The organism is Sphingomonas pollutisoli (assembly GCF_029167165.1).
Taxonomy (GTDB): domain Bacteria; phylum Pseudomonadota; class Alphaproteobacteria; order Sphingomonadales; family Sphingomonadaceae; genus Sphingomonas; species Sphingomonas pollutisoli.
This window is the reverse complement of sequence record NZ_JARFNJ010000004.1, coordinates 219349-246289: the sequence shown is the minus strand read 5'-3', so window position 1 is coordinate 246289 and position 26941 is coordinate 219349. Positions and strand designations below refer to the sequence as shown.

At 66.4% G+C, this 26941-nt stretch carries 20 protein-coding genes and 1 pseudogene; 11 read left to right on the top strand and 10 right to left on the bottom strand.

The genetic code is table 11. The annotated features are described in order from the left end of the window. Nucleotides 1-88: 88 nt before the first annotated feature. The 3 genes from PX554_RS10400 (at nt 89) to PX554_RS10390 (ending at nt 6111) form a co-directional block, all read left to right on the top strand. Complete coding sequence (locus tag PX554_RS10400; RefSeq protein ID WP_420833446.1) at nt 89-2464, top strand: TonB-dependent receptor; 2376 nt, start codon at nt 89-91, stop codon at nt 2462-2464. Then, on the top strand, nt 2464-3732 hold the full coding sequence (locus tag PX554_RS10395) for a spinster family MFS transporter (RefSeq protein WP_275501399.1): 1269 nt from the start codon (nt 2464-2466) through the stop codon (nt 3730-3732). The genes PX554_RS10400 and PX554_RS10395 overlap by 1 nt, the downstream gene beginning before the upstream one ends. A gap of 93 nt (nt 3733-3825) precedes the next feature. Further along, nucleotides 3826-6111: an FdhF/YdeP family oxidoreductase gene (locus tag PX554_RS10390; RefSeq protein WP_275501397.1), complete on the top strand. Its 2286-nt coding sequence runs from the start codon at nt 3826-3828 to the stop codon at nt 6109-6111. Here the strand turns inward: PX554_RS10390 and PX554_RS10385 are convergent. Further along, nucleotides 6108-7451, bottom strand: a complete 1344-nt coding sequence (locus PX554_RS10385) for a PepSY-associated TM helix domain-containing protein (RefSeq protein ID WP_275501395.1) — start codon at nt 7449-7451, stop codon at nt 6108-6110. The two genes, PX554_RS10390 and PX554_RS10385, sit on opposite strands and share 4 nt — an antisense overlap. Continuing rightward, complete coding sequence (locus PX554_RS10380) at nt 7451-8572, bottom strand: TonB-dependent receptor domain-containing protein (protein WP_275501393.1); 1122 nt, start codon at nt 8570-8572, stop codon at nt 7451-7453. Before PX554_RS10380 ends, PX554_RS10385 begins: the two co-directional genes overlap by 1 nt. A 92-nt stretch (nt 8573-8664) precedes the next feature. On the opposite strand from PX554_RS10380, the gene PX554_RS10375 reads away from it, so the two are divergent. Beyond that, a complete protein-coding gene (locus PX554_RS10375) occupies nt 8665-8922 on the top strand; it encodes a hypothetical protein (protein WP_275501392.1) in 258 nt (85 codons plus the stop codon). A 377-nt stretch (nt 8923-9299) separates the two neighbouring features. Here the strand turns inward: PX554_RS10375 and PX554_RS10370 are convergent. The 6 genes and pseudogenes from PX554_RS10370 to PX554_RS10345 form a co-directional block, all read right to left on the bottom strand. Beyond that, a pseudogene (locus PX554_RS10370) lies at nt 9300-9593 on the bottom strand (TonB-dependent receptor plug domain-containing protein); the annotation flags it as partial. Between the two features lie 306 nt (nt 9594-9899). Next, the gene (locus PX554_RS10365; RefSeq protein WP_275501389.1) at nt 9900-10325 is read right to left on the bottom strand and encodes a DUF2946 family protein; all 426 of its coding nucleotides are present in this window, start codon (nt 10323-10325) and stop codon (nt 9900-9902) included. Nucleotides 10326-10393: 68 nt separating this feature from the next. After that, nucleotides 10394-12619, bottom strand: coding sequence for a hypothetical protein (locus PX554_RS10360; protein ID WP_275501388.1), 2226 nt, complete (start codon nt 12617-12619; stop codon nt 10394-10396). Nucleotides 12620-12736: 117 nt separating this feature from the next. Further along, nucleotides 12737-12946, bottom strand: a complete 210-nt coding sequence (locus PX554_RS10355; RefSeq protein ID WP_275501384.1) for a hypothetical protein — start codon at nt 12944-12946, stop codon at nt 12737-12739. Between the two features lie 119 nt (nt 12947-13065). Next, nucleotides 13066-15435, bottom strand: a complete 2370-nt coding sequence (locus PX554_RS10350; RefSeq protein ID WP_275501382.1) for a PAS domain S-box protein — start codon at nt 15433-15435, stop codon at nt 13066-13068. A 110-nt stretch (nt 15436-15545) separates the two neighbouring features. Next, complete coding sequence (locus PX554_RS10345; protein ID WP_275501381.1) at nt 15546-16262, bottom strand: Crp/Fnr family transcriptional regulator; 717 nt, start codon at nt 16260-16262, stop codon at nt 15546-15548. An 826-nt stretch (nt 16263-17088) separates the two neighbouring features. Between PX554_RS10345 and PX554_RS10340 the strand changes: the two genes are divergently transcribed. From PX554_RS10340 to arsH, 4 genes are read left to right on the top strand one after another with little or no spacing between them, the layout of a single operon-like run. Further along, a complete protein-coding gene (locus tag PX554_RS10340; protein WP_275501379.1) occupies nt 17089-17418 on the top strand; it encodes an ArsR/SmtB family transcription factor in 330 nt (109 codons plus the stop codon). Between the two features lie 12 nt (nt 17419-17430). Then, nucleotides 17431-17859, top strand: a complete 429-nt coding sequence (arsC, locus tag PX554_RS10335; RefSeq protein WP_275501378.1) for an arsenate reductase (glutaredoxin) — start codon at nt 17431-17433, stop codon at nt 17857-17859. Further along, the gene (locus PX554_RS10330) at nt 17856-18524 is read left to right on the top strand and encodes an aquaporin (RefSeq protein ID WP_275501375.1); all 669 of its coding nucleotides are present in this window, start codon (nt 17856-17858) and stop codon (nt 18522-18524) included. Before arsC ends, PX554_RS10330 begins: the two co-directional genes overlap by 4 nt. Beyond that, on the top strand, nt 18521-19270 hold the full coding sequence (gene arsH / locus PX554_RS10325; RefSeq protein WP_275501374.1) for an arsenical resistance protein ArsH: 750 nt from the start codon (nt 18521-18523) through the stop codon (nt 19268-19270). The genes PX554_RS10330 and arsH overlap by 4 nt, the downstream gene beginning before the upstream one ends. A 178-nt stretch (nt 19271-19448) precedes the next feature. Here arsH and PX554_RS10320 read toward each other — a convergent pair whose 3' ends face one another. Continuing rightward, the gene (locus PX554_RS10320) at nt 19449-20471 is read right to left on the bottom strand and encodes a class 1 fructose-bisphosphatase (RefSeq protein ID WP_093219545.1); all 1023 of its coding nucleotides are present in this window, start codon (nt 20469-20471) and stop codon (nt 19449-19451) included. A 123-nt stretch (nt 20472-20594) separates the two neighbouring features. Beyond that, a complete protein-coding gene (locus PX554_RS10315) occupies nt 20595-21623 on the bottom strand; it encodes a LacI family DNA-binding transcriptional regulator (protein WP_093219543.1) in 1029 nt (342 codons plus the stop codon). Nucleotides 21624-21770: 147 nt separating this feature from the next. On the opposite strand from PX554_RS10315, the gene ptsP reads away from it, so the two are divergent. The 3 genes from ptsP to PX554_RS10300 are packed head-to-tail and all read left to right on the top strand — an operon-like array spanning nt 21771 to nt 26933. Beyond that, the gene (ptsP, locus tag PX554_RS10310; RefSeq protein WP_275501370.1) at nt 21771-24278 is read left to right on the top strand and encodes a phosphoenolpyruvate--protein phosphotransferase; all 2508 of its coding nucleotides are present in this window, start codon (nt 21771-21773) and stop codon (nt 24276-24278) included. Beyond that, nucleotides 24278-25219, top strand: coding sequence for a 1-phosphofructokinase (gene pfkB / locus PX554_RS10305; protein WP_275501368.1), 942 nt, complete (start codon nt 24278-24280; stop codon nt 25217-25219). The genes ptsP and pfkB overlap by 1 nt, the downstream gene beginning before the upstream one ends. Nucleotides 25220-25244: 25 nt before the next feature. Further along, nucleotides 25245-26933, top strand: a complete 1689-nt coding sequence (locus tag PX554_RS10300) for a PTS fructose transporter subunit IIC (protein WP_275501366.1) — start codon at nt 25245-25247, stop codon at nt 26931-26933. Nucleotides 26934-26941: the final 8 nt, after the last annotated feature.

The window sequence follows — 26941 nt, the reverse complement described above, 5'->3', positions numbered from 1 at the left end:
GTATTTGAAACCCGGTTCAGGTTTCACTATAAGCAAGCGTAACGAAGCGCAAGCGGTTCGCTCATGCGCTCGATCAGGAGGAGAGGATATGCGACTGATGGCTTCATCAATGCGTGCGCTTTTTGCGGCTGGCGTCAGCCTGGTGGCACTTGCGCCCTCCGCGATGGCGCAGACCGAGACCGCGCCGCCCGCGAGCGAAACACCCCCGCAGGCCGTCGATTCCGGCACCGGGCAGGATATTGTCGTCACGGCGCGCCGGCGCGAGGAGACTCTGTTGACCGTGCCCGTCGCGGTGACCGCGTTGAGCGGCGACAAACTCGCCAAATCGGGCGCGGTCGACCTCACCGACATCCAGACGCTCACGCCCAATACGACCTTCAAGGCCGCGCGCGGCACCAATTCTACGCTTGCCGCCTTCATTCGCGGCGTCGGCCAGCAGGATCCGGTGCCGGGGTTCGAGGCGGGCATCGGCATCTATCTCGACGACGTCTATCTCAACCGCCCGCAGGCGGCGGTGCTCGACATTTATGATGTCGACCGCATCGAGGTGCTGCGCGGGCCGCAGGGCACTTTGTACGGCCGCAACACGATCGGCGGCGCGGTCAAATATGTGACCAAGCGCCTGCCCGACACGCTCTCCGCCAGCCTGCGTGGCACCTACGGTTCCTATAACGAAGCGGACGGGGTCATCAGCCTGTCGACTCCGATCGGCGATCTGCTCAAGGTCGGCGTCACCGGCGCACGGCTGAGCCACGACGGGTTCGGGCGCAACCTCAATCTCGGCATCGACAATTACAACAAGGATATCTGGGCCGGGCGCGGCACCGTCGAGTTCGAGACGCCCGACAAGCGCCTGTTCGTGCGGATCACCGGCGATTACACCGACGACAAATCGCTCGCGCGCAACGGGCATCGGCTCATCCCCGGCCTGCTCTCCGGCGCGCCCGTGCTCACCGACGTCTATGATACGCGCGCCGGCCTCTCCAATCCGCGCAACAGCGTGAAGGGCGGCGGCATCTCGATGTCGATTTCGGCGGACCTCACCGATCACCTCACGCTACGCTCGATCAGCGCGTATCGCGGCGACGTGAGCTACACGCCGATCGACTTCGATTCGCTCCCCGCCGTCGATGTCGATGTTCCCGCGATCTACCGCAACGATCAGACCAGTCAGGAATTCCAGCTCCTCTACAAGAGCGACAAGCTGAACGGCTTGGTCGGCTATTATTATCTTGGCGCCAAGGCTTCGACCGGCTTCGACGTGCTGCTTTATACGACCGGCGGCGCGGCGCTGCCGGGGCTCGACGCTTATACCAAGGGCGACGTGCGAACCGAGACGCATTCGGTGTTCGGCGATTTCACCTATGATTTCACGCCGCAATTGAGCCTGTCGGTGGGCGGCCGCTATACGTGGGACGAACGCAAGTCGCAGGTGTTCAAGGCCAATTATCTCGGTGGCCCGACCAGCGAGTTCGGCGGCAATCCCGTTCTGTTCGGTTTGCCCTCAACCGATTTCCGCGGCCGGGCGAACTTCCAGAAGTTCACGCCGCGCGCCTCGCTCAGCTACAAGATCACGCCCGATCACATGATCTATGCGTCCTATTCCGAAGGCTTCAAGGGCGGCGGCTTCGATCCGCGCGGCACCGGCGCGAACGCGCCGATCAGCAACCCGGCCGCCGGGCGCACCTATCAGGACATCTATAATTTCCTGCTGTTCAAGCCGGAAACGGTGAAGAGCTACGAGATCGGGTGGAAGGGCGCGCTGTTCGACCATCGGCTGACCTTCGCGGCCGACGGCTTCTACGCCGATTATGCCGACGTGCAGGTGCCGGGGTCGTCGGGCTGCGTGGTGGGTGGCGTGCAGACCTTCTGCGGCATCACCACCAACGCCGCCAAGGCGACGATCAAGGGCGCCGAGTTCGAGGGCAACGCCACACTCGCGCGCGGTTTCGCCGGGCAGGGATCGACGATCACGTTCGCCACGACGGTCGGTTATATCGACGCCAAATACGATCGCTTCATCGCGGGCACGCCGCCGACCGACGTGTCGCAATATCGCGTCTTCCAGAACACGCCGAAATGGTCGGTGAGCGGCACGCTCGGTGCGACGCTGCCGGTGGCGAGCGGATCGCTGAACGGATCGACGACGGTATCGTACCGCAGCCTGACCCACCAGTTCGAGACCGCCAGCCCCTTCCTCGATCAGCCGGCGTACACGCTGGTCGATGCCAATCTGGTGTATAGCTTCGGCAAGGGCCGCTATTCGATCGGCGTGCATGGCAAGAATCTGACCGGAGAGACCTACAAGATCGGCGGCTATCAATATATCAACGTCAACGTGGCAGGCACTCCGATCCGTACGCCGTCCGGCGGCTATACCCCGACGCTGGGCAAAGAGGGGATCGCGACCGCCTTCTACGGCAACCCCCGGCAGGTGCTGGCGACCGTGACGGCCAAATTCTGATGGCGGGCGAGCATGATCCGACGCCAGTACGCTCCGGTTCGCGGCCGGGGATCGTGCTCGCCATGCTGTTGCTGGTGTACAGCTTCAATTTCCTCGATCGCCAGATCGTCAGCATCCTCGCCGCGCCGATCAAGGCGGAGTTCGCGCTCAGCGACAAGCAACTCGGGCTGCTCGGCGGGCTGGCCTTCGCGATCCTCTATTCGACGATGGGCATTCCGCTCGGGCTGCTCGCCGATCGCACACGGCGCACCTGGGTCATAACCGGCTCGCTGGCGCTCTGGAGCGGGTTCACCGCCTTGTGCGGCGCGGCGGGCAGCTTCGGGCAATTGCTCGCGTTCCGGGTCGGCGTCGGCGTCGGCGAGGCGGGCGGCGTCGCGCCCTCCTATGCGTTGATCGGCGATGTCTTCCCCGCGCGGCGGCGGGCGCGGGCGCTCGCCATCTACTCGCTCGGTATTCCGATCGGATCGGCGCTCGGCGTACTGTTCGGCGGCTATGTCGCGGCGCTGGTGAGCTGGCGCGCGGCGTTCCTGTGGGTGGGGCTGGCGGGGCTCGTCGTCGCGCCGGTCTTCGCGCTGGTCGTCAAGGAACCGGTGAGACGCGCGCCTGCCGGCGAACGGGTCAGGGTCGGCGCGGTGTTCGCGTTGCTCGCCGCCAAGCCGAGTTTCTGGCTCCTGTCCTGCGGGGCCGCGTCGAGTTCGATGGTCGGCTATGGTCTGGCGTTCTGGCTGCCGTCGCTGCTGCGCCGCTCGTTCGATCTCGATCTGCCGGCGACCGGGCGCTTTTTCGCCGGGCTGCTGCTGATCGGCGGTACGATCGGCATGTTCGGCGGCGGCTGGCTGGCGGACCGGCTCGGCGGGCGCGACAAGGGCGCCTATGCGCGGGTGCCGGCGATCGCCTATCTGATCGCGGTGCCGTTGTTCGTGGCCGGCGTGTTGAGCCGTTCGCCGGGCATCGCCTTCGCGCTGTTCCTCATTCCGCAGGGGCTGGCCTATGTCTGGCTCGGGCCGATCCTGACGGCGGTCCAGCACCTCGTCCCGCCGCCGATGCGCGCGACCGCCTCGGCGAGCTTCCTCACGATCAACAATCTGATCGGCGTGGGGTTCGGCACGCTCGCGATCGGCGCGCTGTCCGACGCGCTCACGCCGAGCCTCGGCAACGAGGCGTTGCGGTGGGCGGTGATCGCCTCGCTCGGCTTCTATGCGCTGGCGGGTGTGCTGATGCTGATCGCGTCGCGCTATCTCACGCGCGACTGGGTCGAGGCGGACTGACCCGTCAGCCCATACCAAAGTGTGTTTGCGTCCCGGCGGCTTAGGCGGCACAGCTACAGCGGAAGCCGGCTTCCGCCGGTACGTGGAACCGACATGGAAGACTTCAGCGACTCTCCCGAGACCGAGCGACCCGTCACCGGCGTCGAACATTATGATGGCCCGGCGGGCGGCTGGGGCGCGCTGAAGGCGGTGGCGGTCGCGGTGCGCGACCAGATGGGCGCGTCCACCGACACGCGCGCGCTGCTCCAGATGAACCAGCCCGACGGATTCGATTGTCCAGGCTGCGCCTGGCCGGACCCCAAGAAAACCTCGTCGTTCGAGTTCTGCGAAAATGGCGCCAAGGCGGTGACGTGGGAGGCGACCGCCAAACGGGTCGATCCCGATTTCTTCGCGCGCCACAGCGCGACCGAGTTGTTCGGCTGGACCGATCATGCGCTGGAGGATGCCGGCCGCCTCACGCATCCGCTGCGATACGACGCGGCAACTGACCATTTCGTGCCGATCGCGTGGGATGACGCGTTCGCCCGGATCGGCGCGGGGTTGCAGGCGCTCGCCGATCCCAATCAGGCCGAATTCTATACATCCGGCCGCGCCTCCAACGAGGCCGCGTTCCTGTTCCAGTTGCTCGCGCGCGCTTACGGGACGAACAATTTCCCCGATTGTTCGAACATGTGCCACGAAGCGACCAGCGTCGGGCTGCCGCAGTCGATCGGCGTCGGCAAGGGCACAGTGACGCTTGACGATTTCGATCTCGCCGACGCGATCTTCTGCATCGGGCACAATCCCGGCACCAACCATCCGCGCATGCTCTCGACGCTGAGCGCGGCGGCGCGGCGCGGCGTGCCGATCGTCGTCGCCAACCCGCTGCGCGAGCGCGGTCTGGAGCGGTTCAAATCGCCGCAGCACCCGACCGAAATGCTGAGCACCTACGCGACCCCGCTCGCCTCGGAATATCATCAGGTCCGGGTCGGCGGCGACGGCGCGATGCTCAAGGGCATGATGAAGGCACTGTTCGAGGCGGACGCCGCCGATCTCGGGGCGGGCGGGGCAGGGCTGCTCGATCGCGCCTTCATCGCCGAACATACCGTCGGGCTGGATGCGCTGCGCGCCGATATCGATGCCACCGGCTGGGACGAGATCGTCGCCCGATCGGGGCTGGAGCGCGCTGCGATCGAGCGCATGGCGCGCACCTATTGGCAGGCCGAGCGCGTCATCCTGTGTTACGGCATGGGCATCACCCAGCATGCCAACGGCACCGCCAATGTCCAGCAACTCGCCAACCTGCTGCTGCTGCGCGGCAATATCGGCAAGCCGGGCGCTGGCATCTGCCCGCTGCGTGGCCATTCCAACGTGCAGGGCGACCGCACCGTCGGCATCACCGAGATTCCGTCGGAGGCGATGCTGGCACGGCTTGACGCGCGCTTCGGCATCACCTCGCCGCGCGCGCACGGCCACAATGCGGTCGAGGCGTTGGCGGCGATGCGCGACGGGCGCGCCAAGGCGCTCATCGCGCTCGGCGGCAATCTGGCGGTGGCGATGCCCGACCCAAAGACGAGCTTCGCCGCGTTCCGCAAGCTCGATCTGTCGGTGACCATCGTCACAAAGTTCAACCGCACCTGCCTGCTTACCGCGCGCGAGACGATCGTGCTGCCATGCCTCGGGCGAACCGAGCACGACGAACAGGCGAGCGGATCGCAATGGGTGACGGTCGAGGATTCGATGTCGATGGTCCACGCCTCACGCGGGCGATTGAAGCCCGCCGCGCCCGATCTGCGCTCGGAGCCGGCGATCATCGCGGAGATCGCCAAGGCCGCGCTGCGCGGCGCGGCGATCGATTGGGACGCTCTGGTCGGCGATTACGATCGCATCCGCGACGCGATCGAGGCGGTGTTCCCGGACTTCCGCGATTTCAACGTTCGCGTGCGCCACAAAGGCGGCTTCCGCCTGACCGTGGATGCTTCGAACCGCATATGGGACACCGCCGACGGCAAGGCGCATTTCCTGACCCATCCGCTCGCCGGCGCGAGCGGGGAGGCAGGGGCGCTGCTGCTCACCACGATCCGCAGCCACGATCAGTACAACACCACCGTTTACGGGCTGAACGATCGCTATCGCGGCATCACCGGGCGGCGCGACGTCGTGTTCGCCAATGCCGAAGACCTCGCTGAACTCGGCCTGGCGCATGGCGATGTCGTGAATATCGAGGCGGGGCCAGGCCGGCGGCTGGAGGGCTATACCGTCGTCGCTTACGCGATCGCGCGCGGCTCGCTCGCGGCCTATTACCCGGAGGCGAACTGCCTCGTGCCGCTGGAGGATCACGATCCCCACAGCGGCACGCCTTCGTACAAGTCGGTGCGGGTGACGATGCGCGCCGCTTAGGCGGTCGCGATCGGCCGCAGCCCCAGCCACCGCGCCGCGCCGGGCATCCCCCGCCGCACGATCGCCTCGGCCGCGACCACGGCGATCAGCGTGAGGCCGAACATCGGCAGGTATAGCGCCAGCGCCACGATCGCGATCACCAGGCCGGCGCCGAACGCGGGTCGCGGCGGCGCGGCCGGCGCGCCGAGGCCGACCCGCCGCCGGCGCCACCACATCACCACGCCCGAGACGGCGAGCAGGACGAGCAGCAGCGCGGTGGCGGTGCCGAGGAGCTGGTTGGCGATCCCGAACAGCGCGCCTTCGTGCGCGGCGACACCATAGCCGATTACGCGATCGATCCAGTGGCGCTCAGCGAAATCGACGCGGCTCCGCACGGTGCCGGTCGCGCCGTCGATCTTCAGGTCGCTGCGCAGCGGCCGATCGGCGGCATCCGAGGCGACCGACCAGGGCGCTCCGGCGCGTACCGGCGGCGAGATCAGAACCGGCGGCGCGATCGAGAGCGGGCGTGTCGTGGCGATCACGCGGGCGAGTTCGCCCGCCCGCATCGGCGCCGAGGCCATCGTCATGCCACCGTGACCGGCGTGATCGCCCGACATCGCATCGGCGGGCGGCTTGCCGCCGATCGACCAGTCGACCGGCCCGCGCGTGGTGCCGGTGAGGTGCCGGACCTCGCCCAGATAGCTGCCCCAGCCCTTGGCCCAGGGCAGGCCGGTCAGGATCAGCCCGAGCGCGAACAGCGACACCCAGATACCCGCGACCGCGTGCAGATCGCGCCAGAACGGGCGTCCATTGGCGCGCAAACGCGGATACAGCACTCCGGCAAGCCCCGACCGCCCGCGCGGCCACCACAGGTACAGGCCGGTCAGCAGCATCACGATCGCCCAGCAGGCGGCGATCTCGACCAGATAGCTGCCGATCGCGCCGGCGAGCAATTCGCCGTGGAGGTGGAACACCATTCGGAGCGGCCGGCGCTCCTCGGTCACGACCTTCAGCACCGCGAGCGACCGGGGATCGAGATAGACGCGCGTGTCCGCGTGATCGCGGGTGACGAGGATTTGCACGGCGGCGTCGTCACGCTGCGGCACCACATATTTGTGGAGCGTCGCCCCGGGAACCGCGCTGACGGCAGCAGCGACCTGCGCCTCGGCCGACGCGCGCGGCCCGGTGGTGGTAAGATGCGCGTAAGGCCGGTCGAGCCACGCCTCGATCTGCGGCCTCCACAGATAGATCGTGCCGGTCAGCGCCAGCCAGATCACGAACGGCACGCAGAACAGGCCCGCATAGAAATGCCAGCGCCAGACGGTGCCGTAACGCAGGCTCGGCATGGGAATATGGGCCATCAGAACCGTCCTTTCAGACCGACATAGACGGTGCGCGGCTGCCCGGCGTAGAGCGCGCCTGTCGTATTCATGAGTACCCTGGCCGGGTTCTGCCGCCCCGCCGCGTCGAGGCTGTCCGAGATGATCGAGGCGGAGCCTATATAGGTCTTGTCGGTGAGGTTCTGCACCGAGGCGTAGAAGGACAGCCGCGACCACCAGCCTTCGCCCGCCGGCGGATCGTAATGCAGGTTGAGGTTGAGCAGCGTATAGGCGGGGATGCTCAGCAGATTGGCATTGTCGATGAAGTAGCGCGAGCGATACGTCACCTCCGCGAACCCGCCCAAGCCGGCGAGCGCGCCGTGCGGAGCATCATAGCCGACACGGGCGTTGATGAAGTTCGGGATCACGCCGGGAATGCGCTTGTCGGCGCGGTCGAACGCCGCCGACACCGCGCCCGAGGTCAGCCGCTCGACATAACGGGTGTAGCGCTGGTCGTTGTAGCTGTAATTCGCCTGCACATAGCCACCCGGCAACGCGGCGGGCAGCGGTGTCCAGCGCATCGCCACTTCCACGCCGCGGTGGATCGAGCGGGGCACGTTGGTGGTGAACGACAGCAGATCGACGCCCGCCGACTGGCTGACCTGCTCGTTGCGGAACCACTCGTGATAGCCGGTCAATTCGGCGGTCAGCGTGTCGGCCAGCTTCACCTCGGCGCCGAGATCGACACCGAGATTGGTCTGCGTCTTGAGATCGGTATTGTTGCCCGCCACGCCAGCGGTGGTGACGAACAACTGGCCCGATTGCGGGATGCCGTAAGCGGTGCCGATCCGCGCGTGCAGTTTCAGCGCCGGGTCTGCCTGCCAGACCAACGAAGCCTCGGGCGCGACATTGTCGAAGTCGCGCAGCGCGGGGATGTAGGCCAGCGTTGGGCCGGCTCCCAAGGGATAGGTGTACGCGGTCTGCCGCATGTCGATCCGCGAATGCTCGTAGCCGATGCCGAGGATCAGTTGCAGATTGGAGGTGAGGCCAAGTTCTTCGCGCGCGCGCGCCCATGTTGCGCACGCCGCCGAACACCGTCTGCGTCGGCGCGCCGATGCCGTTGCGGCCGGCGGGCGTCTTGTTGAACGAATAATTCTGCGCATCGAGGTAATTGTAGAAGACGCCGATGAAGCTCACCGCGTCCATGCCGGCGAGGCGGCTCTTCGCGGTCACGTCGGAACTGACGTTGTAGCTGTTGAGCGTGCCCCGAAACGGCGTCGCGCTGGTCGGCTGGAAGACGACGCGGCTGTCGAAGGTCGCCTGCGTCCGCCAGGTCGTACCGGCGGAGAAATCGTGGTCGTACCGCGCGCCGACGATCGTGCGGCGGTCGTTGCGGGCAAGGTCGCCCTCGGCGGCGGTCTGCGCGATCCGCGCGCCGTTGACGCCGTTCACCAGCACCGAGATCGTCCCGCAGCCGGGCGCGGCGGTCGCCGCCCGGTCGCAGCCCTGCTGATACGGGTTGGCGAGATACTGATTGTACGACAGCCGCGTCGAGAGCCGGAACTCGCCCTCGTTATAGATCACCTTGCCCGTGATGCGGTCGCGGTCGGACAGGGCGAGCGTCGCGAGCGCGTTGATCGTGCCGGTTTCGTAGCCGGTGTGTCCGGTCGCGCCGTCCGCGCGCGCGAAGCTGCCGAACACGCTATAGTCGAAACCGTGCCCGGCATGGCCGAGCGTGGCATAGGCGTTGAGATAGCCGAAGCTGCCGCCGTCGATCCCCGCCTCGATCCCTTGCAGGTCGCGGCCGCTGCGCGTGCGGAAGTTGATCGCCCCCTCCACCGCGTAATTGCCGTAGCGCGCCGAGGATGGCCCGCGCACGACATCGACCGCGCCATAAGCGTGCGGGTCGGTGAGGTCGAAGCGGGCGAGGCCGTCGGGCTGGGTGACGGGAAAATCATCCTCGAACACCTGGATGTTGCGCGCGCCGAAGCTGTTGCGCGCGTTCGATCCCCGGATCGACACGCCGACATCGCGCGGGCCGTTGCCCCCGATCACGGTGACACCGGGGGAGAGCCTGACGATATCGGCGATCGTCGTCGCGGGGGTGTTGCGAAAATCGGCGTTGGCGATGGTCGTGTCGGTCTGGCCGGCGACCCTGGTGGTGAGCGTCAGCGCGTTGCCCATGACCACGATGTCACGCGTTTCCACCGGCGCGCTCGACGGGGCGGGCGGGGCGGGGGGCGCCGCGTCGATCTGGCGCAGCTCGGCGTCGATCGCGTCGCGTTGCCGCAGCAATTCGGCGCGACGCGCGTCTGGAGGGGATTGGGCGGAAGCCGTCGATGCGGCGAGCGCGGCGATCGACGCCGCGCAAGGCAGGAAAAAGCGCACAGTGACTCCTGTTGGCGCGAGTGCAGCAAGGATGGAGGCGCGGCATCCGCCGCACCGTCGGCACACGCCGCGCCGGTCAGGCGCGCGCGAAGAGGCCGATCATCACAGGCGCGACGGTGGTCCGCGCAACGGTGGTCTCAGATAGACGCGCGCCCCGACCGGCTTCTGGCTGACGTGCCGGAATACGACCGCGATCACGAACGCGATCGCCGCCGCGAGCAGGACCGGATCGGCCGCCGCCAGCGATGCGGCGTTCAGCCCGGCGAAGGCGCACGGCTGTTCGGCGGTTTGACCGTCCTCCTTGCTGTCATGGTCGGCGTGATGCGCCATGCCCGGCATCGCCATTGGCATGGCCATGGGCGCGGCATGGCTCGGAGTCATGCCCGAGCACAGGACGAGGCCGATCGACCGCCCGGACGCATCGAGCATATAGCCGCTCGGCACGAGCAGCTTGAGCAGCAGCGCGAGCGTCAGCAGCCACGCGGCCAACGCCGGATGCTGCCTCAGATGATCGCGGAACCTCTGCACGCTCAAGCCTCTATGCGTCCCGCTGGGCGCTGTCACGGCGGCAAAACGTCCATGCCCTCCGCGTGGCGTCATTCCCAGGTGATGACCAGGCGGCCGTTCGCCGGCACACGGTAATCGATCCGGTCGGGCGAGGATGCGTGCGCGCGCACCGTGTCGCCGCCGATGGTGGCGACGCGGCTCTTGGTCAGCGTCCGCCGTTTGCGGCGCACGAGGCTCAGCGCGGCGGTACAGGTCTCGCCGCCGTCAAGCGTCAGCGTCAGCGCCCGATCCCCGGTGCGTTCGATCGCGCGGAGCAGATGGTCGCAGAACAGCAGGAACGGCGCATCCTCGACATGCGTGAACGCGCGCGTGGCGAAGATGAACGCGGCGCCCGCGCCATAGACTTCCTGGCCGACCTGGCCCGCCAATTGCCCGTCGGGATACAGATCCTCGAGCGGGAACGACAGCTTGGGGTCGATATGGCCGTTGCCCGCGCGCTGCTCGGGCGAGATCGCCTCGCGCGGCAGAACGTCGGGATAATAATACCACGCCCGGTCGAGCGCATATTTGCAATATTCGGCGATCAGCATCCGCACCGCCGGATCGAGCTCCGGCCCGCTGTCGTCGAGATAGCGCTCGAACGCGGCGAACGATTCGAAGCATTCGTAGATCGCCATGTACGGCGCGTCCTGCAGACAGGTCACGCCGAGGAAATTGCGGTAATGCACCGCCAGTTCGAGCTGGCTTTCCCAAATCTCGCAATTCTGGAAGAAGCTGCCGAGATAGACGTAGCTCTGCTCCAGATAGATCGGCGCGTTGGTGATCCGCCACAGCCGCATGCATGCGGCCGCGCCCCAGGCGGTGAGGTTCGCCTGATAATTGATGTTGAAGCGAAGCCCCATCGCGGCGTCGAGCGCCGCACGCGCTTCGTCGAGGAAGCGCTTGTCGTCGGTGAGCTGGAACGCCTGGAGCATCACCCAGGCATAGACCCCGCCCACGTCGGTCTGGCCGCGACCGTCGGCGTCCGCCACATCGGTGATGACCGAGAAGTCGGTCAGGTCATACTGGACCGGCCACCGATAGTCGAAATGCCGCGCCGCCTTGATCGCATAGTCGATCGAATCGAGGAACAGCGTGCGCGCGTGATCGTCGCCGTCGAGCGCGAGATTGCTCAGGTTGAGCAGCGGGTGATAGAGATACCAGCTATCGACCGCATCGGCGTTCTTGTCCTTGCCGACGTTGGGCAGATACCGCCTGAGCGTCCGCAATTTCGGGTCGTAGAATTTGTCGAGCGCCGCTTGAAACGCTCGCTTGAGCGGAACGTCTTCGCCGGTCCACTTGCTCCAGTCGTGCAGCGCGGAGACGATCGACATCTGCACCATCACATCGGGATATTCGGCCCCGGTGTAGGGATGGATATAGCGGTGGCCGTAGTGCCGGATCGTCGCCGCCGGCGCTTCATCGAGATCGCGAAGCGTCTTCTCCGCGCGGCCGACCCAGTCGCGATAGTCGGTCCCCGGCAGCGCGAGCTGTTTGTACGCCACCCCGAGCATTTGCAGGAACCGGCGTGCGGATTCGCGCTCGTGCGGGGCAGCATCGTGGCGGAACACCAGGATCGCGTCGGACATCGTCACCCGTTTGCCGGCGGGCAGCGCGTCGATCGGCGGGGTGCCGCTTTGCGCGGGGGTGGGCGGCAGATAGCCGAGCTCGGGCCACACCCCGCCGACCGCGCTGTCCGGGGCGGTCTTGGTCGCGCGATAATACGGGTTCATCGCGGTCAGGTTCTGGAAATACAACACGCTGCCGAACGCGGGATCGTCGATGTGAAAATACACCACGCCGACGTTCAGCCCGCGTTGCCCCGCCTCGACCTGACCCACCGCGCCGAGCGGATCGTCGACGTGGTCGAGCGGGTACAGATCACGCGGCATGAATGGGACGAGGATCGGCGTGCTGGGCGTGAGTTCGGCGGTGATCCGCAGCGACTGGAGCGCGTCGTCGTGCGTGCGGAAAGACACGACATGCTCGCCGAGCGCGCTGTTCAGCCGCAGCTTGACGATCTCGCCGTCGTCCGCCCGCACCTGCGAACATTCGAAAGGGCCGCCCGGATACGCGGCGCGTATCGCCAGCCCGCCGGCATTCGGGCGGCGCACGAGCGCCCATAGCGAGTCCTGCCCGACGCGTAGCTCGACGCGGAGCGCGCCGATGTCGAACTCGGCGACGGTTCGCATCGTGCCGTCACGAAGCGCGTGTCGCAGCGCCAGCACATAGGGGCTGGCGCCGACGGTCTCCTGTGATCGGGCATGGGTCGCCACGAATGTCCTCCTCGCCTCGGCACTGCCGCCGCTGGCGCGGCGGAAAGACAATCCCGAAGCCTGCGCGCGGGTTCCCTGTGATCCGGGACTAACCCGCTCAGGTTAGGAACTTTCCGGCTATTCTGTCGTCGCGTTCGGGTTGTCGGGGCCGCTGTACGGGCGCTCGGTCTGTCCGCCGTCGAAGCCGCCGCCGTCTTTGCCGGTATGCGGGTTGGGGTAGGCGCCACCGCCGCTTTCACCCACCGACTCGTTCTTGGGCGTGACGTCCTCGGTGATCGTCTCGGGCTTCTCGCGCTCGTCGGCGGGCGTCGGCTGTCTGTCGCTCATGATCGTCTCCCATTCTCAGAAAGACAGAACATATGCCGCACCGCGACGTTCCGCGCGCCGCCGGACCGCTCCCGTGCCACGCGACCGGGAGCCACGGAAAACGCGCCGGAACGTGCGGCTCAGCGGGTTTCCAGCATCGCGCGGATACGGCTCGCCAGCGCTTCCATCGCAAACGGCTTGGTGATCATCTCCATGCCGTACTCCAGGAAACCGGACGCCAGCGCCGCATTCTCGGCATAGCCCGTCATGAACAGCACTTTCAGCGTGGGCCGCAGCTCGCGCGCTGCGTCGGCCAATTGCCGGCCGTTGAGGCCGGGCAGGCCGATATCGGTTATCAGCAGGTCGATCCGGCGCTTCGAGCGCAGCATCTCGAGCCCGCTCGCGCCATCCACCGCCTCCAGCGCGGCATAGCCGAGTTCGTGCAGTTCCTCGAGGATCAGCCCGCGCACCACGGCCTCATCCTCGACCACGAGGACGACCTCGCCATCCTCGGCATGCTGGAGCGCCGCTGCGGGTGGTGGCACGTCGTCTTCCTCGGTGCCGCCGCGATGCCTCGGCAGGTAGAGTTTGAACGTCGTCCCCTGGCCGACCTCGCTATAGATTTTGGCATAGCCTTCGGACTGCTGGGCGAAGCCGTAGATCATCGACAGGCCGAGACCGGTGCCCTGGCCGATCGGCTTGGTCGTGAAGAACGGCTCGAACGCCTTGCCGATCGTGTCCGCGTCCATCCCGATGCCCGTGTCCGAGATGCTTAGGCACACATATTGCCCCGGCTTCACGCCGCGCTGCCGCGCGACATAGGCCCGGTCGAGATGCGTGTTGCACGTCTCGATGATCAGCTTGCCGCCGTCGGGCATCGCGTCGCGCGCGTTGATCGCAAGGTTGAGGATCGCGCTCTCGAGCTGGTTGGGATCGCACTTGGTGGTCCACAAACCGCCCGCCAGCACGAATTCGAGTTCGATCCGCTCGCCGATCGTCCGGCGCAGCAGATCTTCCATAGAGGCGACGAGGGCGTTGGCCTTGACTGGCTTGGGGTCGAGCGGCTGGCGGCGTGAAAAGGCCAGCAAGCGGTGGGTCAGCGCAGCCGCGCGGTTCGCGGCCGTGGAGGCTCCGGTGATGAAGCGGTCGAGTTCGTCGATCCGCCCTTGCGCCACGCGCCGCTGGACGATCTCCAGGCTGCCGGTAATGCCTTGCAACAAATTGTTGAAATCGTGCGCGATGCCGCCGGTGAGCTGGCCGACCGCCTCCATCTTCTGGGACTGGCGGAGCGCTGCCTCCGTCTCCGCGAGTGCCGCCGCCGCTTCGATCTCGGTGGTCACGTCGCGCCCGAAGCCGTAGAACGTGCCATTCTCCGGCACCGTCGTCCATTGGATGATGTGGTGGCTGCCGTCCTTGGCGACGAGCGTGGTGCGATATTCGGGCAGCGGCGTGCCCGCGCGCAGCGCTTCGACCCGCTCGGCCCACCGGCCTTCGTCCTCGATCATGAAGTGCGCGGTGCGGTGGCCGAGCGTCTCCTCGCGCGTCCAGCCGAGCTTGTGCGTCCACGACGGGTTGATATCGGTGATGCAACCGTTGGAATCGGTCACGACCTTGAGCACCGGCGACAGCTTCCAGATCCGGTCGCGATCGCGGACGAGCTGGCGTTCCTCGGTGATGTCGCGGCCGACGGCATGGATGCGGCCGCCTTCGGGCACCGCCGTCCAGGCGAGCAGGCGGTACCCGCCATCGCGCGTGCGATAGCGGTTCTCGAACACCTGCGTCGTCTGGCCCTGGCGCAGCTTCTCGAGTTCGGCGGCGGTGTCGGCGAGGTCGTCCGGGTGGACCAGTTCTGAGACCTTGACGCCGACGAGTTCGGCTTCGGCCCAGCCCAGCATCCGGGTCGCGGACGGATTGACCGCGGTGATCGTCCCATCCATCGTGCTGACCAGCAGCAGATCGCGCGAGATCGTCCAGAGCCGGTTGCGGTCGTCCTCCAACTGGCGGCTGGCGAGCACCTTCTCGGTGGTCTCGATCACGACCGCGACGACGCCGATCGGCCGGCCGTTCTCGTCGAACGCGGGCGAATATTCCAAATTGGTCCACAGCACGCGCGGCGTGCCGTCGCGAACCAGCGTCAACTCCTGATCCTGATAGGAGAGCGTCCCGCCCTCGTGGTACACCTTCTGCATCACGTTGGCGTTGAAGTCGGCGACTTCGTGCCACCCTTCGAGGACGTTGGTGCCCAGAATGCCCGGATGCCGCCCTCCGGCGAAGGCGCGATAGGCGTCGTTGTAGATCATCACGCCGGTGTCGCCCCACAGGGTCACGATCGGCACGGGTGAGCGCAGCACGAAGGCGAGCAGGGTCTTCATCGCGACCGGCCACCCCTCGACCGGGCCGATGCTGGTCGATGCCCAGTCGAAGGCCGCGATCCGCTCCCCCAGTTCGCCGCCGCCTGCCGCAAAATCAAAGGGTCCGCCGCCGCTCTCGCGCCGTTCCGAGCCTGTCACCCTTGTCAAACCCCCACAGTTGATCGTGCGATCGTACACGGAAATGGCCCGCCGCAGGTGTTAGAAATTTCAATTGTTACAGAAAGTTCCTGATTATCGCGTGAAAAGCGTCATTGCGAGACGCGGACCGGCATACGGCCGACGTCGCGGCGCATTTCGGCCGGTGCGGCGATCTCCATCGCGCCGCGCGCCCAGCGCAATCGCTTGGCCTGGCGCGAGCGCTGCAACATGCGGTTGACGTGAACCGATGTCAGCCCGAGCGCATCGGCGATCGTCTCCTGCGTGATCGGCATCGCGTAATGGCCCTCGCGGGCGAGGCCCGTGATCTCCAGCCGCTCCATCAGTTCGAGCAGAAGGTCTTCGACGCGCTCGGACGCGGTCATGCGCCCCAGCCGGACGATCTGCGCCATCAGATAGGCGGTTTCGGTCGCGGCGCTCAGCGCATAGGCCTCGCACAGCGTCGGCGAGGTCGCCGGATCGGGGAGCGAGCATACGGTGAGGGGGGTGAGCGCGGCGACTGTCGATGGCGCCAACGGATTGGCATGGCTGCAATTGCCGATCAGATCACCGGGCAGAAGAAAATTGATGATCTGCCGCCGGCCGTCCTGAAGGATGCGGACCCGCGCAGCCCAGCCGGAGAGGACAAGCAGGCGCTCGCGGATCGGCTTGCCTTCCTGCAACAGTTCGCCGCGCGCCTTGACGCTCCGCTCTCGGCCGACCGCGCCGCGCAGCGCGACGCGGTCGGCGTCGGTCAGCTCGACCATCGCTGCAAGGCGCCGGAGCGCCGGGTGGAAATCTCCCGTCGGCGGAATCGCTATAACAGACATGATGACTTCCTTATTGCGTGGCCATCGCGCGGGTCGGGCTGACGGCCATCCTCACAGGGAAGGTAAACGCCTCGCCGCGCAGGTTGATGCGCGGTAGGGGCGCCGTCAGGCCGAGATCATCGCGGCATTTCGTGGCGACCACGAGCATAGGGTGACAGTATCGCGAGCCTTCCGATCCGACACCCAGCAGCGGCATTCGGAATGGGTGCTATCATGCTGAGCCATGTGAAAGCTCCGTCTCATGAGCGGCAGCTTTCTGATTTACTGTCGGTCCGCACCGTGCTTCTGAAATCCGGTGGTACGAATAGTAATGACTTACACGATCGCAGGATTATTCACAAGATCGGCCGAAGTGGCAGGGATTTACCTGGATCACGGCATGTACTCTGCGCCGCAAGACTGTATCGACCGTATCAGTGCGAAGCAAAACACGCCGCGCCGGGCCATAAACGGGGCGAGCGGTTATAAGGCCGGTCGTGACCATAATGCTGACAACGGATGTTTGCCGGAGCGGGAGGGATTCGGATCGGCCCGACAAGCGGCTGATTTGCCGTGGTTCTGATCGATCCGCTTTTCTTTCGATACCTCGAGAGACCAAAACTTTTCGTCCGAAAACCGATACTTGCCGGCTCGGTTCGGCGGAATGCACGGTATTCGAACTACGATACAAAGCAAGTTTCCGAGGATCGGCGAATGGTCGTGCCCTGGGGCGCGTTCGCCACCCGCGCTATCAACGGCGGCTCTTGGTTAGAGCGGGCGTCAACAATGCATCGGGATATGCCGATGCATTGTTGACTCTTATCATCGCATCGGTTAATTCCGATACATGGAAACGGATACGGCTCTTGGGATTCTCACAGCTCTCGCTCATCCCACCCGTCTCGCGACCTTCCGGTTGCTGGTCCAGCATGAGCCTGGCGGCCTCTCCACCGGTCAACTGGTCGAGGCCAGTGGGTTGAGCCAGAGTACGTTTTCCACCCACTTGGCGGTTCTCGTGAAGGCCGGGGTCGTCGTTTCCGAAAAGCGTGGACGTCGGCAGATCCAGCGCGTCAGTATCGACGCGCTGCGCGGCCTCATGATTTTCCTCGCCAAGGACTGCTGCGGGGGCCGCGCCGACCTGTGCGAGCCGCTGCTCGCCGAACTCACCTGCTGCTGAAGGACCAGCCCCGTGACCGACATCGTCATCTACCACAATCCCGACTGCGGAACGTCCCGCAACACGCTCGCCATGATCCGCAACGCCGGTATCGAGCCGCACGTCATCGAGTATCTGAAGACGCCGCCGGCGCGCGCGCTGCTGGTGGAGCTGATCGCGCGCGCCGGCATGACGCCCCGCGACCTGCTGCGTGAGAAGGGCACGCCCTACGCCGACCTCGGGCTCGGTGACGAGACATTGACCGACGATGCCTTGATCGACGCGATGATGGCGCACCCGATCCTGATCAATCGGCCGCTGGTGGTGACGCCGCTCGGCGTAAAGCTCTGCCGCCCGTCTGAGGTGGTGCTGGATATCCTGCCGGGTGCACAGCGGGGCGCCTTCACCAAGGAGGACGGCGAGCAGGTCATCGACGCCGCCGGCAATCGCATCCAGGCGTGAACCGCCGCGCTGTCCTCGCCGAGGCGCTAGGCAGCCTGTTGCTCTTCACGACCGTCATCGGCTCGGGGATCATGGCGGAGCGACTGGCGGGCGGGAACGTCGCCATCGCGCTGCTCGGCAACACGCTGGCGACCGGCGCGATCCTGTTCGTGCTGATCACGATGCTTGGGCCGGTGTCGGGCGCCCACATGAATCCCGCCGTCACACTCGTCATGCGCCTGCGCGGTCACATCCGCACCGGCGCGGCGCTGGCCTATGGCGCAGCCCAGATGGTTGGCGGCGTCATCGGCGTGTGGCTCGCCCACGTGATGTTCGACATGCCGTTGCTCCAACTGTCCACGAAGCTGCGCGATGGCCCGGGGCAATGGGCCGGAGAGGCGGTCGCGACGTTCGGGTTGGTGTTGACGATCCTCGGCACGGCGCGGACGCGCCCGGACAGTGCGCCGACCAGCGTCGCCCTCTACATCGTGGCCGCCTATTGGTTCACCTCGTCCACCAGCTTCGCCAACCCCGCCATCACCGTCGCGCGATCGCTGAGCGACAGCTTCGCGGGGATCGCCCCCTCCTGCGTACCGGCCTTCGTGGCCGCGCAGATCATCGGTGCCATCGCCGCCCACTTCGCCGCCGGGATCATCTTCCGCAGCCCAATAGAGGACCGCGCATGAGCCGCATCCGCACCTTGCCTGACCCCGACCATCTCCCCGCGCTTGATCCGGACTATGCCATCGCGCGTCCGGCGCTCGGTCTTGGCGATGACCAGCCACCACCGCGCATTCTCCTGCTCTATGGATCGCTGCGGGAACGCTCCTTTTCCCGGCTCGCCGTCGAGGAAGCGGCGCGGCTGCTCCAGGTCTTCGGCGCCGAAACGCGCATCTTCGATCCGTCCGATCTGCCATTGCCGGATCAGGTCGCCGGGGACGATCATCCCGCCGTCCATGAACTGCGCGAACTCTCGCTGTGGTCGGAAGGCCAAGTCTGGTGCAGCCCGGAGCGGCATGGCCAGATCAGTGGCATCATCAAGGCGCAGATCGACCATCTGCCACTGGAAATGAACGGCATGCGCCCGACGCAAGGGCGCACGCTTGCCGTCATGCAGGTGTCCGGTGGTTCGCAGTCGTTCAACGCGGTCAACACGCTCCGCCTGCTTGGGCGCTGGATGCGGATGTTCACCATCCCCAACCAGTCCTCCGTCGCCATGGCCTACAAGGCGTTCGACGAGGCGGGGCGTATGAAGCCGTCCAGCTACTATGACCGGATCGTTGACGTGATGGAGGAGCTGGTGCGGATCACCGTGCTCATGCGGCCCCATGCGGGCCAACTGGTCGACCGGTATTCGGAACGCAAGGCAGCCGGCACGAAGATCGACCTTTCCGCAGATCGGGCGAATGCCGCGCTTGCCGGTGGTCGATGACCGGTATCGTTGTAAGCGGGCATTCTCTGCGGAACGGGAGTGACCGAGGCTGGTCGAAACGACGAAGTCATTCTTGAGGAAGCCAAGGCGTGGATTAGCAAGTGCGCTGGCCCACTGTGCGCTGCACGATCCGCGCCAATGGGATAGCGGTTATGGATCCTAGCTGCGCCCAAGTCTCTTAACGTACCGCAGTGGCAACCTCTTGCGCATCGCCGGCAATGAACCCCACCCGCTGATGCAATCCGACCGGCATCACGTCGAGGATGCGCTGCGAGCCGTCGCTTGCCGCACCGCCGGCTTGCTCGATAAGCAACGCCATTGGATTGGCCTCGTAAAGCAAGCGCAGCCTCGCCTTGCCGGGGTGCCGATGGTCCGATGGGTAGAGGAACACGCCACCGCGCTTGAGGATGCGATGGATGTCGGCCACCATCGAGGCGGTCCAGCGCATATTGTAGTCGGTGCCGAGCGGCCCTTCCGAACCCATGATGCGATCCTCGATATAGCGGGCGATTGCGGGCGACCATTGCCGCCGTCGCGCCATGTTGATGGCGAACTCTTGCGTGCCGGCCGGCAAGCGCAGCGGACCATCCGTCAGGCGCCAGGAGCCAACCTCGCGATCGAGCGTGAACTCGTAAACGCCGGTACCCACTGTCAGCACGAGCAAGGTTTGCGGACCGTAAATCGCATAGCCCGCGGCGACCTGATCGCGGCCGGGCTGTAGGAAGTCTTCTTCCGTCACGTCGCGTCCGGCGCAATCGGCCGGGGCGCGGAGCACCGAGAATATCGTGCCGACCGACAGATCGACATCGACGTTGCTCGATCCGTCGATGGGATCGAACAGGAGGAGATATTCGCCCTTGGGATAGCGATTGGGAATGGGGTGGATCGTCTCCATCTCCTCGGATGCCATGCCGGCAAGGTGCCCGCCCCATTCGTTGGCGTCGAGCAGCAGATCGTTGGCGATGACGTCCAGTTTCTTCTGGACCTCGCCCTGGACATTCTCGCTGCCGAGCGTCCCCAGCACGTCACCGAGCGCGCCCTTCGAGATGGCATACCCCACCGCCTTGCACGCGCGGGCAACCGTTTCGATGAGCAAACGCAGTTCGGCCGGACAAGGGCAGCCGGGCTTGCGCTGCTGATCGATCAGGAAGCGGGACAGCGTTGGTGCTCGCGCGGTGTTCCGGTCATTCGTTTCATTCATCGGGCTGTCTCCGCGCAAGGGTCATGATCCGGTCGGCAAGGTCTGGACGGTGGGCGAATGCGGTCGCTTCGGCGATCGCCCTGACGTTCTGAATGGCTGGACACCTAATCGAACCCGAGCAGTTCATAAAGACGGTTGTGGAGGCATGAGCCCGCGTCGTCCGACATTGCCCGCAAGCGTGCTCGATCCGCGGGCGATCAGGCGTCCGTCCAGAACCACACGGCGCGCAGGGCCGCCGGGATGATCGAAGCGGTCGAACAACATGGTCATCGCGGTGCGGCCGATTTCCTCGACAGGTTGTTCGATGACCGTGAGTCCTTCACCAACAAATTCCATCCAGTCATTATTATCAAAACCAGCGAGAGCAATGTCGCGGGGTACGTCGAGGCCGAGGGTGCGCAGCGCACGCAACACCGTCAACACCATGACGCCGTTACTCGCGACGAGCGCATCAGGCCGCTTGGCGCCCTGCAGAAGCTCCGCGACCACCCGCTCTGCTGCATCTGATTCATGCGGAATGGCGACGGCTGCCGCATTCATGCCGAGTTGGTCGGCAGCGCGCTCGAAGCCGGCGCGGCGCGCGACGCCGGTGCTGCTCGCAGCGCCGAACAATCCGGCGATGTGGCGATGCCCTTCTGCGTGGAGGTGCTCGACCAGCAACGCGGCCATGGCTTCATTGTCGAGAAGCACGCAGTCATGCCCGGTCTGCGGCATCGCGCGGTCGATCAGCACGACCGGGCAATCGAGCGATAGCTTACCCGCCCGATCGACTCGCTGGCGGGACGGGGCGAGAATGACGCCGGCCACGCGCTCCTGCTGCATCAACTCGAGATACTTCGCTTCCTGAGCGGGATCCTCATCGGTGTTGCTGAGGATCACGCTGAAGCCCCGCTCGGCGGCGACCCGCTCGATCGTGCGGGAGACGGAGGTGAAATAGGGGTTGCGGATGTCGGCGACGATAAGACCGATCGTGTTCGTGTGCTGCGAACGCAACCTGCGCGCCGCCAGGTTGGGCCGGTAGCCGGTCGATTTGACGGCGGCCTGCACCCGATCCTTCATGGCGGGATCGACCGGGCGCCCGGCCAGCACGCGAGACACCGTGGCAGGCGAAACCTGTGCGACTTTCGCTACATCCTTGATCCCGACAGCCATAAGAAATCGATCTCTCATTACGGGATAACGCGCTGTTCCCAGATGCGCATTCTGCATCCTTTGCTCCCTAATTCGCAACCCTCTTGACAAAGATTGCGAGAAAACGTTTTCTCATCGTCAACGAGAATACGTGGAGAGTCGTCTGAAATGCCCGCTTCCGCCGAACCGCTGACCCGCGCCGACGAGCTTGTGCGTATCGCCGCGCGCGCCGCTGACAAGGAAGACGCGATCCGCCAGGTCGGACAATTGCTCATCGCTGCTGGCTGCGTTGCGCCAGGCTACGAGGAGAGCATGGTTCGCCGCGAGGCCGTGGCCAACACATTCCTCGGCGCCGGGGTCGCGATTCCGCATGGGCTTGGCGAGGACAAGGGGCTCGTCCGCCGTGACGGCATCGCGATCCTGCAACTGCGCGACGGTGTCGAGTGGAACCCCGGGCAGACGGCACATCTCGTCGTGGGCATCGCCGCCAATTCGGACAGCCACATCGCTATTCTGCGTCGGCTGACCCGGCTTATTCAGGACGATGCCCGGATTCAGTCGCTCGTCGCTACCGACGATGCGGGGGTGATCACATCCGCGCTCCAGGAGAATGCTCCCTCCGCCGCCGCGTCAGCGGCCGAAGACTTCAGCGAGACCGCCAAGTGGACGGTGGAGTATCCGGCGGGGCTTCACGCCCGTCCGGCTTCGGCCTGGGGTGAGGCGGCGCGCGCGGCAACAGCGCGGCTACGCGTCCGTCATGGCAGTGAGACCGCTGATCCGCGCAGCCTCGTGTCGTTGCTGCAGCTTGGGCTTAAGGCGGGCGACGCGGTCACCATCTCTGCCGACGGCCCGGATGCGCGCGCCGCGCTCGACGCCTTCTTGGCCGTGGTTCGCCGCCTGACCGCGCGTGAGAAGGAAGACGCCGCGCGCGCGGCGGCCAAGGCGAGCGTCGCGGTGCGCGGCTGGCAGCCCGTAACCGCGCTGAAGGCGATCGTCGGGGTCGCGGCAAGTCCGGGGCTTGCCGTGGGAAAGGTCCACGTCCTCGCTCCATCCGAGCTTGTGGTGCCGGACGAGCCGGTCGATCTCGTGACCGGCGGGGCTTTGCTGGACGAGGCGCTGACCCGCACGCGCGCGCAGATGAAGGCGCTGGTGGACGAAACCACGCGGCGGCTTGGCGCCTCCGATGCGGCGATCTTCAAGGCGCAGGCCGACCTGCTCGACGACACCGATCTCATCACGCTGACGTGTCAGTTGATGGTCGAAGGGCATGGCGTCGGCTGGGCATGGGACCAGGCGGTCGGCCGGATCGCCGGACAGCTCTCGGCGCTCGGCAATCCGGTTCTCGCGGCGCGAGCCGCCGACCTGCATGATGTCGGCCGACGCGTCCTCGCCGCGATAGATCCGGCGCTGGCCGCAGGGTCGCTCGCCGTCTTGCCGGAGGCGCCAGCGATTCTGATCGCGCCCGATCTGTCGCCGTCCGACACCGCCACGCTCGATACCAACCGTGTGGTCGGCATCGCGACCGCACTCGGCGGTCCCACGTCGCACAGCGCGATCCTCGCACGCACCCTGGGCCTGCCATCGATCGTCGCGGGCGGCGCCGATCTTCTCGCGCTACCGCCGGGGACGGCGGTGATCGTTGACGGCGACAGCGGGCGCGTCTGGCTCGACCCGACCGACGCCGACCTCGATTCCGCAAAGGCATGGATTACTGACCTGGCGGAAAAACGTCTCGCCGAAGCCGCCGATCGCAGCCGTCCGGCGGTGACGCGTGACGGGCATGAAATAGCGGTCGCCGCCAACGTCAATCGCCCGGATCAGGTGGCGTTCGCGCTGGCGCAGGGCGGCGAAGGCGTCGGTTTGATGCGGACCGAATTCCTTTTCCTCGAACGCGGCGACACGCCGGACGAAGCGGAGCAGGAGGCGATCTATCGCGGCATGATCGACGCGCTGGACGGCCGCCCACTGATCGTCCGCGCGCTCGATATCGGCGGCGACAAGCAGGTGCCACACCTTGATCTGCCCAAGGAGGAAAACCCGTTCCTCGGCGTGCGCGGCGCGCGGCTGTTGCTGCGTCGCCCCGACCTGCTCGATCCGCAGCTACGCGCGCTCTACCGGGCGGCGAAGGCGGGCGGTGACCTGTCGATCATGTTTCCGATGATCACCTCGGCCTGGGAATTGGTCCGGTTGCGTGAGCGCTGCGAGGCGATCCGGGTCGAACTCGACGCGCCGGTCGTGCCGATCGGTATCATGATCGAGGTACCGGCGGCCGCCGTCCAGGCCAGGGCGCTTGCCGCCCATGCCGACTTCTTCTCGATCGGCACCAACGACCTGACGCAATATGCGCTCGCCATCGACCGCCAGAATCCCGATCTCGCCAACGAGGCCGACAGTCTCCACCCGGCGGTGCTGCGGCTGATCGCAATGACGGTCGAGGGCGCCAGGGCGCATGGCCGCTGGGTCGGGGTGTGCGGCGGTATCGCCGGCGATCCGTTCGGGGCGGCGCTGCTCGTTGGCCTCGGCGTCACCGAATTGTCGATGACTCCGCGCGACGTTCCGGCGGTGAAGGCTCGCATCCGCGCCTCCGATCTGACCGCACTCGAGGCGCTCGCCCGCCGCGCCGTCGAGATGGAGGGGGCGGCCGAGGTGCGCGCGCTTGGCGAGGCGGTGGCCTGATGCGTATCCATACCGTCACCCTCAACCCGGCGATCGACCAGACGGTTACGCTCGACCGGCTCGTGCCAGGCGAGGTTCACCGCGCGACAGCCGTCCGCCAGAATGCCGGTGGCAAGGGCGTCAATGTCGCAAGCTGTCTCGCCGACTGGAATCTGGACGTCGTCGCGCATGGCCTGCTGGGGCGCGACAATGCCGCGCCGTTCGACCAGCTTTTCGCCCAGAAGGCGATCGATGATCGCTTCGTCCGCGTGGCCGGATCGACCCGGGTCAATCTGAAGTTGGTCGACAGGGTCGGTACCACCGACATCAATTTGACCGGCATCGCGGTCGACGAGAGCCAAGTCGACATGGTCGTCGCGACGCTCAGCGCAGCAGTCCAGCGCGGCGATCTTGTCATCCTGTCGGGCAGCGTACCGCCCGGCTGTTCGAGCGGTATCTATGCCATGCTCGTGCGGCAGTTGCGCGGTACGGGCTGCCGGGTTCTGCTGGACACCAGCGGTTTGCCGCTCGAGCGCGCGCTCGAAGCCGAGGTGTTGCCCCATGTGGTCAAGCCCAATCGGGATGAGCTTGCCGCCTGGGTTGGGCATCCCTTTGCGGATCGCGCCGCGCTGATCGACACCGCCCGGGGGCTTTTGGATCGCGGCGTCGAACTGGTGGTGGTCTCGATGGGCGCCGAAGGCGCGCTGTTCCTGTCGGCGGAGGGCACGGTCGCGACGCAACTGGTGCTCGGCGACGTAACCAGCACGGTCGGCGCCGGCGACGCGATGGTCGCCGGGATCGCCGCTGCCCTTCACGAAAATGCGGAACCGGAGCGGCTTGCCCGGCTCGCGACCGCCTTCGCGGGGGGCAAGCTCGGAATGGCGGGGCCGAACCTGCCGGCGCGCGGCGCCATCGAAGCGCTCGCTGCGGAGGTTTCGGTCTCGCGACTGGAGATCGCCTGACAACGATCATGAAGCGGAGAGGATCATGAAGAGACTATTGGCCGTAATCGACGGCGAGGGCAGAGATATCCAGGCCGTGCTGGCGGCGGAAGCCCTGCGCAAGGCCGCGCAAACCGAAGGCCGTCCGCTTGAAATCAAGGTGCGCGATCGCCGGCAGCCGCTCGATGTGGTGCCCGACGATGGCACGACCTTGCTGCTCGTCGGCGCTGACGAAGGCGCGCTCGGCCGGAAAGCCGACCGGCATCTGACCCTCGATGCCGTGCTGACCGACCCCGCCGGCGCGCTCCGCGACGCGGCTGACGACGGCGCGGTGTTGGCTTCGCGGATTCCCTCGATCGTCGCCGTAACCTCTTGTCCGACCGGCATCGCGCATACTTTCATGGCGGCGGAAGGTTTGCAGGAGGGCGCCAAGCAGCTCGGCTATCCGATCCGGGTCGAGACTCAGGGGTCGGTCGGCGCCGGCACGCCCCTGACCGACGAAGAGATCGCCAACGCCGAGATCGTGCTGATTGCGGCGGATCGCGAAGTCGATCGCTCGCGCTTCGCGGGCAAGCGCGTGTTCGCAAGCAACACCAAGCCGGCGATCACCGGCGGCGCGAAGCTCATCGAGAGGGCGCTCGCCGAAGCGACGGTTCAGGGCGGTGCGGGCGCCGCAGCGGGCTCCGCGCCAGCGGGCGCGAAGGAGCGCGCGGGGCCGTACAAGCACCTGATGACCGGCGTGTCGTTCATGCTGCCTTTCGTGGTGGCGGGCGGCCTCCTGATCGCGCTCGCCTTCGCGCTTGGCGGCATCCACGCCAATGATGATGCCGCTGCCGGCACGCTCGCCCACACCCTGTTCCTGATCGGTGCCAAGGGTGGGTTCGCGCTTATGGTGCCGGCGCTCGCTGGGTATATCGCCTATTCGATCGCCGATCGGCCTGGCATCGCACCCGGCATGATTGGCGGCATGGTCGCCGCCATGCTCGGCGCCGGCTTCCTCGGCGGCATCGTCGCCGGCTTCATCGCCGGCTATGGCGTCGACCAGCTCAACCGCTGGATCAGGCTGCCGAAGAACCTGACGGGTCTCAAGCCGGTGCTGATCCTGCCCCTGCTCGGTACGCTGCTGACGGGATTGCTCATGTATTTTGCGGTTGGAACGCCTGTCGCCGCAGCGCTCGCGTTCCTAACCGAGTGGCTGCGCTCGATGCAGGGATCGAGCGCGATTCTGCTCGGGGTGATCCTCGGGGCCATGTCGGCGTTCGACATGGGCGGCCCGGTCAACAAGGCCGGCTATGCCTTTTCGGTCGGGCTGGTCGCCTCCCAGGTCTATACGCCGATGGCCGCGACCATGGCCGCCGGCATGACCCCGCCGCTCGGCATCGCGCTCGCGACCTTTCTGTTCCGCGACCGCTTCACCGCCGAAGAGCGCGAAGCGGGCGCTGCGGCGGGCGTGCTGGGCCTGTCCTTCATCACCGAGGGCGCCATCCCATTCGCGGCGCGTGATCCGTTCCGTGTGATTCCATCGCTGATGGCGGGGTCGGCTGTCGCGGGCGCGATCTCGATGGCCTCCGGCGTCGAACTGAAGGTGCCGCACGGCGGCATCTTCGTCCTGCCAATTCCCGGCGCGGTCACGCACCTGCTCGCGTATGCCGCAGCGATTGTGGCCGGAACGACGCTGACGGCGGTGCTGGTCGGGGTGCTCAAGGCGTCTCACAGAGACCCTGCCACCGCGTGAAATCCCGC